The following is a 17771-nucleotide window of genomic DNA, read 5'->3' as shown; positions in this document are numbered from 1 at the left end:
TAATATTTCTTTCAGTTTTGTTTAATATTTGACCTTTATACTAACAAGCATCAGCACAATAGATTGGAGAGGTCTCACATGAAAACCACTATCAGCCAAAAACAATTCAAACGTAGGGAAACTAAATACATCCTCAGCAAAGCAACTTGGAGACTCTTCCTCCGCGATGCCCAGCCCCATCTCCTTGCAGATGACTACGCTCATTCAACCATTACCAGCATTTATTTTGATAATGAGGATTTTGACATGGTGCAGGATGCCTTAGCCAAAAAGCATCAGCGTGAAAAGGTTCGGATTCGGCTCTACGATGCTCATCCTCATGCCAACAGCACCGCCTTTTTGGAAATCAAGAAAAAAATCGATGGCATTGGTTACAAGTACCGACTGGAATCAACACCGCGCATTATTCAATATTTCCTCCGTACAGGTTTGCGCGACAGCAGCCTGCCAGACCAACCTGTCTGCCAAGAAATTCAATCGCTTCGGAAACGGTATGGCAATCTCTATCCGAAAATTCTCATTCGCTATGAACGCCAGTCCTTCAAGGGGCTAGAGGATCCAAAACTCCGCTTGACCATTGACCAAAACGTTACCTATTCAGACAAACATCCGGCGCTTAAATCAGCTGCAAAAGAAAAGGTCTTGCTGGACCCTGACCTAATGATTATGGAAATCAAAGCAGCTGAGACGATTCCAGATTGGCTATCCGTGCTCCTTGAAAAGCACGCCATTGATAGAAAATCCTTCTCCAAATACGGAACGGCTTACCGCCTCGCGACTAGCCCAGAAAAGGAGTTGATAGCCTATGCACCTATTCGATAGTATCTTATCTACCACCAGCTCCATCGCCCTGCAAATCAGTTTAATTATGGGGATCAGCTTGGTGCTGGGTTATCTACTGGCAATGACCTACAAGCACAAATCCAGCTACAGCAAGGAATTTGTCATAACTTTGACCCTGATGCCAACCCTGATTGCCTTTATCATCTTCTTGGTCAACGGCAGTCTGGGGACTAGCTTAGCCGTCGCTGGGACCTTTAGTCTCATTCGCTTCCGCTCTGCCTCTGGCTCTTCCAAAGAAATGCTGGCAGTCCTACTGGCTATGGCCATCGGATTAGCAACAGGAACCGGTTATCTGGGACTGGCCAGCCTCCTGACGCTCATTATCTGCGGCGCCATGCTCCTCTTTGAAACTGTGAATTATGGTCAAACCGATCACAGGAGACGACACATTCTCCTAACTGTTCCCTTGGATTTTGATTACCAACATTTTTTCAAGAAGGTCTTCAAAGCAGCTTGTAAGGAGGAAGAAATCCTATCCATTAGCTACAAAAAGAAAAAGCAGGCACTGGTCCTCGAATATTCTCTGGTTTTGGAATCAAGCATCTCAGACCAAGCCTTGACAAAATCCATTGTCGAAGCCAATCCACTCAATTTCATTGTCAATAAACAGACACCTAAAAAGAAATATTTATAAAGAAAGACGGAAATCATTATGATGAAAACTAAGACGAAAAAACTACTCGCCTCTGGCATTACCCTCCTCACTATCGCTACGTTAGCTGCTTGTTCTTCTGCCCAAGGACATACCCAAACCAGCAAGACGATTACCAGCAGCCAAGTAACGACGACCAATTCAAGCACGAGCAACACCGCAAGCACTTCTAGCATTGATTGGTCGTCACTCCCTAGTCAAGAAGTTACCTTGTCTGACGAGGGCTTGACCATCACTGAAGGCGGAACCTATATTCTAAGCGGTTCGACGACAAAAGGTGTAACCATTGACACTCAGGAAAATGTGCGTTTGATTTTGGCCGGAGCTACCATTTCTAGCACAGATACCGCAGCTATCAATGTCCTATCTGCTGATAATCTTGAAATTAACTTGCAAGATGGCACCGAAAATACTGTCTCAGACACTAGCACTCATTCCGATACAGATATTGAAGGGGCTATTCATTCGGAGTCGGATTTAGTTATCACTGGCAATGGTAAACTGACCGTTGAAGGCAATTTCCAAGACGGGATTGTCTCTACCGATGACTTGACCATCGAGGCTGGAAATATTACGGTAACAGCTCAGGATGACGGTATTCGCGGTAAGGATTCATTGACCATCACAGGTGGTAGGATTGACGTGATGGCAGGTGGCGATGGTATCAAGGCGACAAACGACGAGGATACTACGAAAGGAAATACCACTATCACGGGCGGAACCATCACTGTCACAGCAGGTGACGACGGTATCAAAGCTGAATCTGCCTTGACCATTGAAGATGGTTCGATTAAAGTAACTGAGTCAACCGAGGCCTTGGAAGGAACCAATATCACTATCAATGGTGGAACCTTGGATGTTTATGGTTCTGATGATGCCATCAATGCTGCAAGCGATACAGCCAGCGATATCTTCATCAAGGTCACCGGGGGTGATTTGACCGTTGCTGTCGGAAATGGCGATACGGATGCCTTTGATTCCAATGGTGATTTGATCATTTCTGGTGGCACCATTGACATAACTGCACCTACTTCAGCCTTTGACTTTGACGGTTCCGTCTCCTTTACAGGTGGAGATGTCACGGTCAATGGCCAGAAACAAACTGAAATTGTCCAAACCGGCCCCGGCGCAATGGGGGGCGCACCTGGAGGTCGCGGTGGATGGTAATCGAGTAGGGACTAAGACTAGTCCCTCTCACACCACCGTGCGTGCCGTTCGGCACACAGCGGTTCAACTAACTTTTAACGCATGTCGTTTGAGATGATAGTCTAGGCAAGAAATGATTGAATAGATACCTTGCTATGGGACAGTTCCGATAGTCAGGCTTGGGAGTCGCTATTGGGTTCACCGGTAGCGGGTGCCCGCAGAGGACTTTCACCTCAGATGTACGACATGCCCGTCGTACTAAAAAACAAGTTGGCACAAGACCAACTTGTTTATGATTATGGGTTAAAAATCGACGTCTTGAAGTCATCCGTTGTGTTCATTAGAGCCTGATAAACTTTTACCTTAAGAGCATGCACACGACTGAGGTTGACGTTATTGGTTGAATAGAAAATTCGTCCATTTGTGTCTACCTCCATTGCCTCCTCCATCAAAGTTTGGAGTTGGGCATAGGTCGTTACTGTCACTTCTTTTGTAGAGTTAGCAACACCTAATTCATACTGCATGGTAAATGGCTTGAGTTTTCCTGCCTCTGCTTTTTCAACACGCTCCGCAAACATGGCTTTCTTGAATTCTTCCCATGTTGTATATTGACCCTTAAAGACTTGGTTCAAGACGTGCGTATCAGTAATCAGACCTGTATCTTTCTTGTTCCAAGTATCGTAAATGGTTGAGCCTTGGCTCATAGCATAGTCAGACAATTGTCCAGATGCATAAGGGATAAAGCCTTCTGTATAGCCCTTAGCTGCAATCAATTCAAAGGCCATACGGCGGAACATGATATCTCCCGGTGAGCCATATGGGTTTGAAAGCGCAGAATAGTTGGCTGCAAACATTGGAACACTGTGGTATCCATTACGTGACCATTCTTTGGTCAAGGTCTTAGCACCACCAGTAGGTCCGAAATATTGACGGTAATCAATGATACTGTTATCAATCAAATCCTCGAAAGTCTTCAAGGAAGCTACTTCTGCATCGGTCAGCTCACGTGCATTGTTTCCAGCATGTGTGTTGACACCATTGGTTTGAATATAGTAGTTGTCAATCTTACGGAGCCAATCCTTCTTCAAATCGTCAGTTTTTCCAAGAATAGCCATACCTTCCAAGTAATCCAACAAGTAAAGGGCATCAAATTGGTTATGGAAGTAAGCATTGAAGTCCGCTTCATTGCTAAATCGTTCCACCGGATCAGCCACATGGACACGGTTGGCTACATCTTCTGTAAAGAAGGCGTTGAAGCCAAGGATCATCTTATCCAGCGAGGAAACGTTTTGAAGTAAGCCGTCGGCATAAACTTCCATTCCCTGACCGATACGACGACCATAGCCATGGAGATAGGTGGAGCCGTCTTGGTTGTGGACCATTTCATGACTATAAAGTGTCGTTCCATAATCGCCTAGCATATCATAGGTGATATAGTAGGTTTCTTTTCCGTCTGCATATGCAGTCTTAATTGATGAGTGTTCACGGTACCACTTGTTAATCGGACCGTAGAAGTCTTGAATAGCATCAACTTCCGCAGTCAAATTACGGTAGGCTTTCTTACCATCAGGACCGAACATCATATAGCCTTCATTGTTAAGAAGACTACCAAAGAGTTTGTCACGGTTGGTCTCGTCAAGAATCTTATACCAGAAATCGGCATTGTCACGTTGGCGTTGGGCTGCCAAATCAACCATTTGACGTACCTTATCACGGTTTTCAGTTGTTGAATAATCTTCAACATAATGTTCATACGAACCAATTGCCATTGTATTGAGATTGCTTATGATAAAGATGTCTTCTTGCGGCAGGGTCAAGAGTGGCAGGAGCATTTGACGGTAAGCCCAGTTTGGATTAGTGATACGGTCATAGACTGCGAGAGCATACTTGCTATGTTTTTCTGCCGCATCTTGCTTGGCTGCTGCTTCTGCTACCTGTGATTTACTTTCAACGATATAGGCTTTTGTGGTTTGTTTAAACCATTCATTATCTGTCAAGTTTGGCATGAAAAGTTGACGATAAGACTCAACCAAGTCAAAGACAGAAGCCTTAGCAGTTTGTTTTGCCATGGCAGACACGTAGGTCGTCACGTTGTTATGGGCACGAAGAACATCGTAGCCACCATTTCCGATTGCCAAGATCATATCTAGTGCTGATGCTGCATCATTTCCGAAGAAATCAGGCTCGAAAATGGTTAATTCCTTAGTATTCACAGTTCCGTAGTTGATGTCATACCAGCGGTTCAAGTAAGTCAAACCTAGAAGAAAGGCTTCTTTATTATTAAGAATTTTTTCCTTGATATAGGTCTCTGAAGCCTGGCCTTGTCCATTGAGACTGGCAACTAACAATTTACGAACATTGCTTTCTAGGTTGGCCATAACTTGGTCATAGCTTTCACCAAAGTAGAAATCTTTTACAGTACCTGTCTGAGTATCGGCATTCAAGGTTGTTGGATAATTGATAACCGCCTTCATAGCATCCGAGTCGAGGACAACAGAAGAAAGGCTGCTTACCAAGTCATTGACAAGGGCACTTCTGTCATTCAAGAATGATTCTGGCGTGTAAATCAAGTCTGTTCCTGAAATGGTATACTCGACCACATGATTATTCTTGAAGTCTTCTAGATAAGAAACCGTCTTATAGTCCACCGTGCCATCAGCATAGTGAAGCATAATCTTATTAATATTAGCCTTTTCAGCGTAGACATCTGCAACAACATCCTTATCCTTCATTGGCACAACGTCAAGCAGGCGAACTGTATTGAGCTTATCGTCTGTCGCAATCTTATTTCCATAGTAGACAAGGAGTTCCTTGTTGTAGAATGGAAGGATTTTTTCCATGTTGTAGTAGGCGATTTCATGGTCAGCCTGAGCCTTATCCACGGTTAGATAATCTACTGAATATTGATTGAGATTAAGCGAAACAGAATCATCAATTGTCGCTTGAATTCCCATTGCTTCTACTTTGGCTTGTGCATCTTCATCAGAGATAACAGTAACATTGGTCAAACTATCAGTTGTTGTTGTGAAACCGCCCTTAATCTTACCAGTTGGGTTATCTGGTTGACCGATAATGCTTGTCGTACCAGTCATATCGCTAATAACATTGTTGACTTCACCACTATATCGAGCATAGGCACCCGTCACTTGGTTGGAACCTGCAATGCCGCCGACAATGGCTGCCGATTCAGTTGTCACAATGGAACCAGTTGCATAAGAATTATAGACACTTCCTGGTACATCGTAGACAAGCATGGTACGTCCGACAATACCACCAGCTACTTGGTTTTCTGTACCTGGGAGAGTAATAGTTGCATCAACCTTAGCATTTCCAACACTTGCCATTGTACCGTTACCCAAGATACCACCAGTTAGACTTGCATCGGTTCCGGTTACTTCGATGCTACCCTTGAAGGATACATCCTTGATAGTTGTATTGGTTGCTGAATGAACTAAACCAGATACGTTTTGTGGTCCTTTAAGTGATGCTTCTACTGCTACGTTCGTGATTGTTGCATTGTTGGCATTAATCGCAATGGTAGCAAGTGGGTTCTTAGACGTTGTATTTAGACTTGAATTCTTGATGTCCAAGTTTTGAACTTTACCACTAAGGTTAAAGAACAATGGGGCTTTCAAGTTGCTGATTGAGAAGGCATAGCCGTCATTTACTCCATCCAAAGTACCGCTAAATCCAGTCACATAAGATGGAATATCTCCAACAGGGACTTCACTTGCGTCCAAATGTGCACCTAGTTTGAAAGTACCAGATGGGTTGGCCTTCATGGCTTCAAGCAGAGCCTTGAAGGAGGTGTAGGTATTGGCATCTGTCGCCATTTTAGGAATGTAGAATTCACGGTTGGCAACGTATTGGGTATCCTTGTCCTGTACCAATTCATCAAAGGATGAAACTAGTTTGAAGACTGTTTTGCCATCTAACGTAGTTTCTTCAATGCTAGAAACTGGAAGATAGACTTCTTTGAAGCGATCTGAAGTAACTTTAATGAATAATTCATCAGTAGATGTTGGTAGCTCTTCCAAGAATTCTTGACCGATGTAGCTACCATTCTTACGACGGTAAACAGTCACTGCATCTATATCTTTGACTTCAATCTTTTTATAGACTAAATCAAATTTGCGTATGCTTTCAAGAATAGCTTCTTGTTCCGAGCTTTGTTCCTGGTCTGCCATTGTGTAGAAAATCTTAGTCTTAACAGTGTAATCTGTGTAGAAATCAAGATTTTCAAGTGTCAACTGGCCATTTGGATCCGTAATTGCCTGTTCCTGTACCAAGACACCTGTATTATCATAGAGGAGAGCAACAGCTCGTTGGAAGTTAGCGGTTTCGTCTGTCAACTTGTAGCTAATTGTCGCTGACTTGGCATCATCATTTTCCACCAAGTCTGTGATAATCACTTGTGGTACTTTTTCAACCTTTGTACCACGCGCAATGACTTGCTTAACAGGTTGTTTGGTAATCTCTTCTGTTACAGTAGGTTTTTCCTGACGAACGCCCTTGATAGTCTGGTAAGTTGTTGTAACTGTCTTAGAGCCATTTACACCCGTCGTTACAACTTTGGTCTTACCTTCTAACAGTGTAGGGTCGTCAACATACTCTGTTTCAAAGGTAATTTCAACTTGATTAGTTTCGGTTTCCGTACCCTCTATTGGTTTTGTTCCTTTGAGAACCTCTTTCGTTGTTGGTTCTTTAAGGACTTTCTCAGTCACTGTTGGTTTTGGTTGACGGACTCCGTTGATTGTCTGATAAGTAGTGGTAACTTCCTTATCTCCATTTTTCCCCTCAACTACTACTTGCTCCTCATCTGTATAAAAATCCGCTGTTTCTGTTGTCTTGGTTTCAAATGGAATTTCTACCGTCTCTGTAACAGTCTCTGTGCGTTCAACTGGAGTTGGGGTAGCCGTTTTCGTACCACGTGCAACTACTTGAGTCACAGGCTGAGTGGTCACCGTTTCAGTCACTGTTGGATTTTCTTGACGAACACCATTTACAAGAGTGTAGGTTGTTGTAACAGTAGCAAGTCCATTTTGGCCAGCCGTAATAATTTTTTCTTCACCAACTGGAAGGGTCGCATCGTCTTGGTAGCTGATTTCAAATGGAATGACTTTTGTAGCTGATTCCGTCTGAGTTGTGACTGTATCAGCTTTCTTTGTACCAATGCGAACAATTTCAGTTACTGGTGAGCTTGTCACCGAGCTTGAAACCTGCTCAGACTTGATCAAGACACCGTCAGCATAGTAATTCTTGGTAATTGTCGTCTGAACCCCCGCTTGCCCAACTTGATCCACATTTCGAGTTCCCTCAGCCAGAGTAGCATCATAGATAATTTGGCTTTCAAAAGGAATGGACTCGGTGTTGGTCGTCGTATCTTCTGTCAAGGCAACTTCTGGTAGTTCATGCGTCGGAGCTGTATCTGGAAGAGCAGTAATTGGTTTTGTACCAATTTTTACGATTTGATTAACAGGAGCTTGGCTAACCGCTTCGGACACAGCCTCAGACTTCAACAAGACATCACCGATAAATGTTTGCTTGGTTTCAATTGTCTTTTGACCTGCTTGTCCAGACTGCACAGTCAATCTAGTCCCATCTGGAAGAGTATCATCATAGACTTCCTCAGTTTCAAAGGCAATCGATTCTGTATGCGAAACAACTTTCTCTGTAACCTCCAAGGCTGGAATTTCGTTCGTTGGTGCTGTATCTGGAAGAGCAGTTATGATAGACTCTTCAGCCTTCTGTGTCCCAATTTCAATAATTTTTGGAGTAGCAGTTTTGGTAATTTCGGATGAAACTTCCTCTTCCTTCAGAACCTGACCGTCTACAAGTGTTTGCTTGATGGTAATGGTCCGCTCGCCATTTTGACCTTCTTGAACAATTTTTTCTGTCCCCTCGACCAAGGCTGGATTTTCAACCGTTTGAGTCTCAAAGGCGATGAGTTCCATTTTGGTGATAGTCTTCTCAGTAATATCAGCTGCTGGTAGCTCATGACTTGGAGCAGTATTTGGAACTTCGGTTACGATTTCTTGGTTCCCATTATCTGCTGGTTTCTCCTCCTCTGCTGGAAGCTCTTCTACCGCCTTGCTATCTTTAAAATAGCCCACATAAACATAGCCTTCAATCTCAGCTGGCGCTGGCAAAGCCTGACCTGCAGAACGTTCCACCGCATGGTTGAATTGAGCCAGAATATGGCTAGTTAATGCTGAACCTGTCGGTGCCAAGAAACTTGCACCCGTTGCGGCAAGAATGATTACTCCCGCAAATTCTTTCTTCCCTTTTTTGCCTAATTTTACAGCAATAATCAGGAGAGATAGACCTGCAACAACCATCGCACTATTTTCCAAGACACCTGTTTCAGGTAAGATTTTTGAATCAGAACCTGTAGACACTACAGGACGATAAACCAAATAGTAGGTAGAATCCGTTTCTTGTGCCAAACCTGGCAAGTCGCGAATAATCAATTCTTTTTCCGCATCAGTCAACTCTTCTTCGGTCACATAGGTGTAATTGATAGACTGCGCACTGACTGAAGGGGCAGTAGCAATAGAAGTCACAAAAAATAGACTTGCTAGGGTTGCAGAAACAAGTCCAATTGATAATTTACGGAAAGCAAATCGTTCTCGCTTTTCATTAAAAATGTTTTTCATATTTTCTCCAATAATCGCTAATTATACATACAATTATACCGTATCATAATGGTTCGTACAATTTTTTTGTTTATTTCTTTTTCATCTTAAGGACGGCAAATTTCAATTCCGAGTTAGCCACCTATAAGAAATTCTCTCGGTGACTTGTAGCCCAAACATTTTTTGGGATAGTTATTGATCCAATTTTCGATAAAAGCGACTTCTTTCGGGGTCGTTTTTGTGGTTCCTTTCGGCAACCACCGTCGGATAGGCCTACGACTACCTTTTTGGACTTTGGTGTTCTTTGCCACCTTATCCGCTATATACGCCTTTGTATCACGTTTCTGTTCGTAGTGCCACGATGTCGCTATCCCTTCCTCTGATGGTCTTGGTTTCTAGCGTCAGACTTAAAACGGTCTCTCCTCAGACCGTTTTAATCCACTACCTCACGATAGTCAGGCTTGGGAGTCGCTAGCGGGTTCACCGGTAGCGACTCCCCACAGAGGACTTCCACCTCAGATGTACGACGTGCCCGTCGTACAAAGAAAAGTTGAAGACACTCCATCTTCAACTTTTTTCCTTTATCTCGGGCTAATCCCCAGTGTAATGCGTCCCAAACGGCTGATACGGGTCATTTTCCAGGCCGGCGACCATACGATTTCCACCTGGGCATCTTCGATTCCGTCAATGGTTTTTAGAGCCGCAATCAATTCATCCGGCATGGTATCTGCACAGGAGCAACCTGCATCCGTGAAGGTCATGATGACCTTGCATAGACCAGCCTCATCCACAGTGATTTCATAGACCAAACCAAGATTGTAGATATCCAATTCAATTTCTGGATCATAAATGGTTTCCAAAACAGCAATTAGCTGCTCAGACAGCACCTCGGCTCTCTCGTTGAGTTTAATATCCTCTCTCACAAGTCTTCCCCCATTGTTTAGATAATATAATTGTTATTCTACCACAATTTGAAGAAATCTACACCTCTTGGCTAGTTTACAAGGTCCGAATGGTGCCAGATGCACCCTTACCAATTGAAAAGACATACTTATGTCCCTGGGTTAAACTATGGTAAAAGCCTTTCCCCTCATACAATTGAAAGACCTGCATGTCATTGCTATCCTCATCCTTGTAAATATGCTGGTAATAAGGATTGTCCGCAAAAATGGTCTTCAAATAATCATTTTCCACCGGACGAACCAAGCCTTCAATCCGCACGACCTGAAGCAGATAACCATCTTCTGACATGGCTGTCAAAGCGATACGCGGATTCCCCATTAATTGCTTATAAAAATGAGTTTCGGGACTGGTCATGAAGAAAATCCCATCCTCAGTGGCCGCTGTGATATGAATGTGACGGGCATGCGGATTTCCATCTTGATCCAAGCTCGCAAAAACCCCCAACTTCATCTCTTCCAACAATTGCATGACTTCTTTTAGTTCCATGATGACACCTCTTGAAAACGGATTCTATACCTTGATTATAGCAAAAAAACAGATTTATTGTTAAGCCTAACTTAGTGATCCTATCGAGATTTTTAGAGCTTTCAACCACTTAAAAAGGGAGTGAGCTCAACTCGACAAAGCTAAGAATAGTTCGTCAACAAGTCTTTATTTCTTGTTATTGATTTAAAACGGTCTATCCCCAGACCGTTTTAGCCCACCCCGCACAGCTCCAACAGTCGGAGTAGTGACTGTTGGAGGCTGGAGATAAGGCGAACATTGTTCGCATCAGAAAGGTTTATGAAACCTTTGGAGGTTGGAAATTGAACGAACGGAGTTCGTATCATTCGTTAGGATAGGTTTGGAGCATTAAACGCGAAGTGCTGAGGATTGTTTCACAATCCCAATTTCCCACCTTTCACAGTTCCCCAAACTGTGAAAGCCAATCACCCCTGCGCTAAGATGTTAACACGAACTAAAGAAAGCGAGCCTAGGATTGAACCCAGGCTCTTAGTAATTCACGATTATTTCACTTCTACTTTTTCTGTCCAAGGACGGGCTGTTGTAGCTAGAACTCCATTGAGTTCTTCCACGTTACGACGACCTTGGTCTGCCAACCATGCCTTAGCAGCCTCTTCACCTTCTTTGGCAAAGATTGCCACAGCATCTTTCCAAGTTGCACGTCCGCAGAGAACACCGTTGAAGTCTGAACCTGCCTCTTTGGCAAAAACAAGCGTTTCTTGGAAGAGTTTTGCAGATACACCCGCACTGAGGTAGATATATGGCAAATGCGTGCTTTCAGACTGCTCTTTGAAGTAGGCTTTTGCTTCTTCTGCAGTGTAGACTGGCTCTTCTGTTGTGTAGCCTTCCACAAAGTTCATGTTGACAGGTACTTCCACCTTGAGAACGTCAGCGTTATAGCGCGCCTTGCTGAATTCACGCATAGCGCCATTGACCTTGTGTGGTTTGAGGGCAGCATATTCGCGAGAAGTCACGTCCATATCGCTGGCATCGTAAGTCAAGATTTCCACGAAGTAAGGAATATCTTCTGCCAAACACTCGCTACCGATGCGTTCAACCCAAGCATGTTTGATGTCGTTGATTTCTGGCTTGTCATCCACATCATAGTAGAGCAAGATTTTCACGGCATCTGCGCCCAATTCCTTGATCCGTTTTGCTGACCAGTTTGGCAATAAATCTGGCAAACGACCCGGAGTTGAGGCATCATAACCTGTTTTTTCATAGGCAGCGATAAAGCCACAGTCCGCATGGCGCAATTCTGACGCAGGTACACCATATTCTGCATCCAAAAGGATAGAGCTGGCATAAGGTGTCAGGTCACTTGAAATCACTTTTTTGAAATCAATCAAAATATCGTCGCCGAATTCACCACCACCAGCAGCTGCCGCCAAAAGGCGTTTCAAAGCACCGCGTTGGTCAATAGCAAGAGCCGCAATGACTTGATCACTGTTTGACAAACGTGTCATGTGATCAAACTTAGCTTGCGAAAGTTGTAGTTTTGTCATTAGAATCCTCCTTAGGAAAATGAGATAAACAAAGTTAAGTAGGCTAGCCTAGTGCCTAACAAGTTAATAACAAAGCAATAAAAGATAAACGAAATGACGAAATTTAGCCGAAGCGCTTCACACCGTCCAGATAGGTCGCTTTGAGCTGACCTTGATCATCCACGACAATGAAATCTGCTGCGCGACCTGGAGCGATTTGACCGCAGACATGGTCAATGTTAACAGACCGTGCTGGTGCAAGAGAGGCCATTCTCAAGGCATCAGGCAGGCTGACCAAGTCCCACTCGACCACATTTTGCACCGCTTGGATAAGCTCCAAGATAGAACCAGCCAAGCTACCGCTGTCTTTGAGGCGAGCTGTGCCGTCTTTGACCACGACTTCAAATTCACCCAGACGAGACTCGCCCTCGCCCATACCACCAGCCCGCATACAGTCCGTAATCAAGACCGTTTCCTGCGCTCCTCTGGCTTTGACAACAATTTCAGCTGCTGCAGGGTGGACATGATGGCCGTCACAGATCATTTCTGCGTAGACATCTTTGAGACTAAGCGCAGCGCCCACCATACCCGGTTCACGATGGTGAAGACCGCTCATACCGTTGTAGACATGGACAAAGATATTGGCACCTGAATCAACCGCTGCCTGCGCTTGTGCAAAAGTCGCATCCGAATGCGCTAGCGCTGTATGGATTTGCTTGCTATTGGCAAATTCGATAAATTCCTTAACGCCCTCGCGCTCTGGAGCAATGGCAATCTTATTGACCAAGCCATTGGAAAGGCTGTGCCACTTGTCCAATTTCTCTATCGAAGGGTCACTCATGTATTTTGGATTTTGGGCACCCTTGTATTTTTCAGTGAAAAATGGTCCTTCGAGGAAGATTCCTTGAATTTTCGCACCGGTCTCCTCACCAGCATGTTTCCCAATGGTTTCACATACTGCATCCAGATTTTCTGTGGAATCTGTCAGGGTTGTTGGAAGCCAAGAGGTCACACCGCAAGCTAACAGACCTTCTGAAATAGTCTTAATCCCCTCAAAGTCATTGTCCATGACATCGTGAGAAGCGTAGCCGTGAATATGCGTATCGACCAATCCCGGTGCAAGGTGATAAGCTGAATGGTCAATGATTTGACCGCCCGTCGGCTCTTCTGTCAAGATTTGACCGAACTGACCGTTTTCTGTAATTTCTAAGTAAGCGTTTTCTATCTCTTGTTCAGCAAGAATAATTGATTTTGCTTTAATATAGGTTGGCATGCTATTCCTCCTATTAAACTGGTTATATCCACTTGTTATTATATTGTATAATGCTTCACTTGTCAAGTAGAAACCGAAAAATCGGTCATTCTTTCCCAAATTTTACAACAAGCAAAAAGAGCTGAGAATATTCCCAGCCCATCTAACTATTCTATATATTGTCGATAAATGCGTGAAGACAGCAGACAAACCACCTCATAATTGATAGTCCCCACATAATCTGCCCAGTCTTGGACGGTGATTTCTCGGTCCCCATCCTGACCAATCAAGGTTACCTTGGTCCCCAGGGGATAAGGTTTTGGTAGACGAATGGTAATCTGATCCATGGAGACACGACCAACAATCGGACAAGGCTCCCCATCAACAAGAACTGAGAATCCCTGCATAGCCCGCAACAGGCCATCTGCATAGCCAATTGGCACCGTCCCGATATACTCGTCCCCCTGGCTCTCGTAGGTCATACCATAACCTATCTTTTGGCCCGCGTCCAAGAGCTTCGTCTGTACCAATTGGGACTCCAAGCTCAGGGCCGGCAGAAGAGCATAGGGCAGTTCTAACTCCCGACCGCTTGGGTTGAGGCCATAGAGAGCATCCCCCAGGCGAATCATATTGAAAACAGCATCTGGATGCCAGATACTGGCCGCAGAATTACTAGCATGAATCAAATCCGGCAGGCTTGTCAATTGGTCCAGAATGCTCCGGAAATTTTGCAACTGTTCCTGATAATAGCAATCGTCCGCCTGGTCTGCAGCCGCAAAATGAGTAAAGATACCCTCAAAATCTACATCAGCAGCTGCCAATTCTTCAATCAGTTCAGTGATTTCCTCAACATTCCGAAAACCCAGACGCCCCATACCTGTATCCACCTTGATATGGACAGACAGGCCGTCCAGTTCCAATCCTGCCTCCTGCACCAAGTGCCACCAATCCAGACTAGACACTGTCAGACTAATATTTGTCTGGCGGGCCAGAGGAATGCAGTCGATTGGGACCACACCAAGAATCAAAATTGGATGTTCCAGACCGGCCTGGCGGAGCTCCAAGGCCTCGTCCATATTGGAAACACAGAAGCCATCTGCCTTGGATGACAATTCACGCGCCACTTCCACAGCCCCATGGCCATAGGCACCGGCCTTAACAACCGCAAACTTCTTCGTTCGAGCTGGCAGATTCTCTGTCAGCCTATCAAAGTTGTGACCAATATTGCCCACCTTCACCTTAGCTACTGTGGGCCGATGTATGCTAGCTTTCATCCTCTTCCTCCAAAATGACACTGGCCTGGACAAAATTCCCTGAATGACTGATACTCAGCCAAACTTTACAGGCTACAGGCGATTTTGTGACCACTGGACGCCCCTTCTCATCCGGCAAAATCTCCAAATCCTGAAAACCGATTTTTCCAATCCCCGTTCCCATGGCCTTGACAAAGGCTTCTTTTGCCGCCCAACGACCAGCCAAAAATTCAACTTGTCTGCGCCCAGACAGGCTCGAAAACCATTCTCTCTCTGATTCAGTCAGCACCTTTTCTACAAAACGGGGCTTGCCCTCCATTGCCGCTGCAATCGCTGCGATTTCCTGTAAATCTATACCGTGACCAATAATCATTTTCACCTAAAAAATAGAGCGGGGAGGCTACTCATTCCTGCCCCACCACGCTCCTGTTCTGTTTATTCTTTATCTATTCGAAAAGCTGTTACTGTCTTCCGTGACAGTTTTTAAATTTCTTCCCTGAAGCACATGGACATGGTGCATTGCGATCGACACCCTCAAAGGCCTCTTTCGGAACTGCACGAGTCGGTGGGATGATATTCTTAACTGCTGTTGTATGCGCCTCATGGGCTGCACGTTCACGTTCAATATTGTCGTGAATCTGAGCCTTCATCATCAAACGCGTCACATCAAACTCAATCGAACCAATCATGTCATTGAACATGGTAAAGGCTTCTGACTGGTACTCGACAATCGGATTGTTCTGAGCATAACCACGCAGACTAACTGCATTTCGCAATTGATCCAGAGCATCGATATGATCTGTCCATTTATTATCCACTACACGCAAAATCAAGACTTTTTGGAACTCGCGAATACGGTCCTCATCTTTTAATTTGGCAATCTGTGAATCATAAACCGCAATGGCTCTGTCGTACAATTCATCTGCAATTTCCCCATAGCTGAGGTCTTCCAAATCAGATAGGCGCAAACTCTCCTCGTCAACCAAATTGGCATGAGCAAATTTGAGAATTGAATCCAAGGCCTCTTCACGACTGAAGCTCTTATGGGCGTCAATCAGGCGCTCAATTGTCCGCTGAATCATAGAGCGAATTTCCGGACCCAAATCGCGTTCAGCAGTAATCACATCATGGCGTTGGCTGTAGATAATCTCGCGCTGTTCACGCATAACATCATCATACTGAAGGACCTGTTTACGAGAATCGTAGTTGTTTCCTTCGACACGCTTCTGCGCCGCCTCAACCTGACGGGTCAACATGCCAGACTTGATGACAGACTCTTCTTCAGACAAGTTCATCCGCTCCATGAAGGCCTTGATTCGCTCTGAGCCAAAGCGTTTCATCAAATCATCTTCCAAGGATAGGTAGAATTGTGATTCACCTGGATCCCCTTGACGACCGGAACGTCCGCGGAGCTGATTATCGATACGGCGGCTCTCATGGCGCTCCGTACCGATAACGCAAAGACCGCCAAGTTCACGCACACCAGGACCCAACTTGATATCCGTACCACGACCGGCCATGTTGGTGGCAATAGTAACAGCACCACGCTGACCAGCGTTCATGATAATTTGAGCTTCACGGTAGTGGTTCTTAGCATTAAGAACCTCGTGCGGAACCCCTGCAGCCACCAATTTTTGAGAAATCAAGTCAGAGGTCTCAACCGCAACAGTACCGACAAGAACTGGTTGACCTTTTTGGTAACGTTCTTTGACATCACGCACTACAGCATTAAACTTGTATTCCAAGTTTGGATAGAGTAAGTCTTCATGGTCGATACGTTGAATTGGACGGTTGGTTGGAATAGGAATGATGCGGATATTGTAAATTTCTCGGAATTCTTCCTCTTCTGTCTTACCAGTACCCGTCATACCAGACAATTTCTTATACATACGGAAGAGGTTCTGATAGGTGATAGAGGCAGACGTCTTGGATTCATTCTGGACAGGTACACCTTCTTTGGCTTCAATAGCCTGGTGCAGACCGTCAGAATAGCGACGTCCTTCCATGGTACGACCTGTAAATGGATCGATGATCATGACTTCCTGCTCTTCATTGACCAGATAGTCAACATCGTAGGTCATGATATAGTTGGCACGGAGGGCATTGTCCAAGAAGTGGGTAATAGCCACGTTCTCAATATCATAGAGGTTGTCCAGCTTGAAGAATTTCTCAGCCTTGTCAATCCCTGAATCCGCCAAACCAATGGTTTTAGACGGTACATCGATGATATAGTCGTCGCGATCCAAAGATTTGACCAACTTATCCGCCAAGAAATAGAGCTGGTTTGTTTCTGAGCCTTGAGGACCTGAAACGATCAAAGGTGTACGGGCCTCGTCGATCAGGATTGAGTCAACTTCATCGACCAAGGCATAGTTGAGCGGGCGCTGTACCATATCTTCTGCACGCACCACCATGTTATCACGAAGGTAGTCAAAACCAATCTCCGAGTTGGTGGAGTAAGTGATATCGCAGTTATAGGCTTCACGCTTTTCAAAAGGTGATTTGGCTGCCAAGTTGATCCCAACCGACAGACCCAACCATGAATAAAGTTCACCCATCTCAGTCGCATCACGAGTAGAAAGGTACTCATTGACCGTTACTACATGTACCCCTTCACCTGTCAGGGCGTTGAGGTAAACCGGCATGGTCGCCGTCAAGGTCTTCCCTTCACCAGTACGCATCTCTGGAACGTCACCATTGTGGAGAACGATACCACCCATGACCTGAACCTTATAAGGATAGAGACCCAGGACACGACGCGCACCCTCACGAACAACGGCAAAGGCTTCATATAGGAGTTCATCCAAGGTTTCACCTTTGGCAAGGCGGTCCCTAAACTCCTGCGTCTTGGCCTGCAACTGCTCATCCGTCAAGGCTTCCATGGCATCTGCATAAGAGAAAACCTTGTCCGCCATTTTTTCTAATTTTCTTTGCTCACCCTTATCATTTTCAATAATGGAGCGGAGCATATTTCTAACCATTCTGTACTTCCTACTTAACTTGATTTTGCTTGTCTGACCTGTCACAAGGATACCCTTC

11 protein-coding genes and 1 pseudogene are annotated in these 17771 nt (G+C 44.9%); 3 read left to right on the top strand and 9 right to left on the bottom strand.

Annotated features, from left to right (window positions below; translation table 11 throughout):
• The first annotated feature begins 78 nt into the window (after positions 1-78).
• The 3 genes from ACHBHN_RS03005 to ACHBHN_RS02995 are packed head-to-tail and all read left to right on the top strand — an operon-like array spanning position 79 to position 2662.
• On the top strand, positions 79-822 hold the full coding sequence (locus tag ACHBHN_RS03005) for a polyphosphate polymerase domain-containing protein (RefSeq protein WP_394733282.1): 744 nt from the start codon (positions 79-81) through the stop codon (positions 820-822).
• A complete protein-coding gene (locus tag ACHBHN_RS03000; RefSeq protein WP_105122903.1) occupies positions 806-1477 on the top strand; it encodes a DUF4956 domain-containing protein in 672 nt (223 codons plus the stop codon). Before ACHBHN_RS03005 ends, ACHBHN_RS03000 begins: the two co-directional genes overlap by 17 nt.
• 21 nt (positions 1478-1498) lie before the next feature.
• Positions 1499-2662 carry a carbohydrate-binding domain-containing protein gene (locus tag ACHBHN_RS02995; RefSeq protein ID WP_394733284.1) on the top strand — a complete coding sequence of 388 codons (1164 nt, stop codon included), beginning with the start codon at positions 1499-1501 and terminating at the stop codon, positions 2660-2662.
• Positions 2663-2937: 275 nt separating this feature from the next.
• Here ACHBHN_RS02995 and ACHBHN_RS02990 read toward each other — a convergent pair whose 3' ends face one another.
• The 9 genes and pseudogenes from ACHBHN_RS02990 to secA form a co-directional block, all read right to left on the bottom strand.
• Positions 2938-9297, bottom strand: coding sequence for a ZmpA/ZmpB/ZmpC family metallo-endopeptidase (locus ACHBHN_RS02990; RefSeq protein ID WP_394733597.1), 6360 nt, complete (start codon positions 9295-9297; stop codon positions 2938-2940).
• Positions 9298-9410: 113 nt separating this feature from the next.
• Positions 9411-9551 (bottom strand): annotated as a pseudogene (locus ACHBHN_RS02985) (IS30 family transposase); the annotation flags it as partial.
• 306 nt (positions 9552-9857) lie between these two features.
• Positions 9858-10199 (bottom strand): metal-sulfur cluster assembly factor, encoded by a 342-nt coding sequence (locus ACHBHN_RS02980; RefSeq protein WP_105122899.1) that lies wholly within the window; start codon positions 10197-10199, stop codon positions 9858-9860.
• A 76-nt stretch (positions 10200-10275) separates the two neighbouring features.
• A complete protein-coding gene (locus ACHBHN_RS02975) occupies positions 10276-10725 on the bottom strand; it encodes a pyridoxamine 5'-phosphate oxidase family protein (protein WP_105122898.1) in 450 nt (149 codons plus the stop codon).
• A gap of 521 nt (positions 10726-11246) precedes the next feature.
• Positions 11247-12248, bottom strand: a complete 1002-nt coding sequence (gene lacD / locus ACHBHN_RS02970; protein ID WP_105122897.1) for a tagatose-bisphosphate aldolase — start codon at positions 12246-12248, stop codon at positions 11247-11249.
• A gap of 103 nt (positions 12249-12351) precedes the next feature.
• Positions 12352-13500: an N-acetylglucosamine-6-phosphate deacetylase gene (gene nagA / locus ACHBHN_RS02965; protein WP_105122896.1), complete on the bottom strand. Its 1149-nt coding sequence runs from the start codon at positions 13498-13500 to the stop codon at positions 12352-12354.
• Between the two features lie 146 nt (positions 13501-13646).
• The gene (gene alr / locus ACHBHN_RS02960; protein ID WP_105122895.1) at positions 13647-14753 is read right to left on the bottom strand and encodes an alanine racemase; all 1107 of its coding nucleotides are present in this window, start codon (positions 14751-14753) and stop codon (positions 13647-13649) included.
• Positions 14743-15105, bottom strand: coding sequence for a holo-ACP synthase (gene acpS / locus ACHBHN_RS02955; RefSeq protein ID WP_105122894.1), 363 nt, complete (start codon positions 15103-15105; stop codon positions 14743-14745). The genes alr and acpS overlap by 11 nt, the downstream gene beginning before the upstream one ends.
• 88 nt (positions 15106-15193) lie before the next feature.
• Complete coding sequence (secA, locus tag ACHBHN_RS02950) at positions 15194-17713, bottom strand: preprotein translocase subunit SecA (protein WP_394733596.1); 2520 nt, start codon at positions 17711-17713, stop codon at positions 15194-15196.
• Positions 17714-17771 lie beyond the last annotated feature (58 nt).

Source organism: Streptococcus sp. A22 (genome assembly GCF_043674215.1).
Lineage (GTDB): Bacteria > Bacillota > Bacilli > Lactobacillales > Streptococcaceae > Streptococcus > Streptococcus suis_V.
The sequence above is the reverse complement of the archived record's forward strand: the minus strand, read 5'-3'. Positions and strand labels throughout refer to the sequence as shown.

Bases quoted from the DNA above. Each gene is read 5' to 3' on its own strand.
- ACHBHN_RS02995 (WP_394733284.1), top strand. From the start codon at position 1,499: ATGAAAACTAAGACGAAAAAACTACTCGCCTCTGGCATTACCCTCCTC.
- ACHBHN_RS02975 (WP_105122898.1), bottom strand. From the start codon at position 10,725: ATGGAACTAAAAGAAGTCATGCAATTGTTGGAAGAGATGAAGTTGGGG.
- secA (WP_394733596.1), bottom strand. From the start codon at position 17,713: ATGGTTAGAAATATGCTCCGCTCCATTATTGAAAATGATAAGGGTGAG.
- nagA (WP_105122896.1), bottom strand. From the start codon at position 13,500: ATGCCAACCTATATTAAAGCAAAATCAATTATTCTTGCTGAACAAGAG.
- acpS (WP_105122894.1), bottom strand. From the start codon at position 15,105: ATGATTATTGGTCACGGTATAGATTTACAGGAAATCGCAGCGATTGCA.
- lacD (WP_105122897.1), bottom strand. From the start codon at position 12,248: ATGACAAAACTACAACTTTCGCAAGCTAAGTTTGATCACATGACACGT.
- ACHBHN_RS02990 (WP_394733597.1), bottom strand. From the start codon at position 9,297: ATGAAAAACATTTTTAATGAAAAGCGAGAACGATTTGCTTTCCGTAAA.
- ACHBHN_RS03005 (WP_394733282.1), top strand. From the start codon at position 79: ATGAAAACCACTATCAGCCAAAAACAATTCAAACGTAGGGAAACTAAA.
- ACHBHN_RS03000 (WP_105122903.1), top strand. From the start codon at position 806: ATGCACCTATTCGATAGTATCTTATCTACCACCAGCTCCATCGCCCTG.
- alr (WP_105122895.1), bottom strand. From the start codon at position 14,753: ATGAAAGCTAGCATACATCGGCCCACAGTAGCTAAGGTGAAGGTGGGC.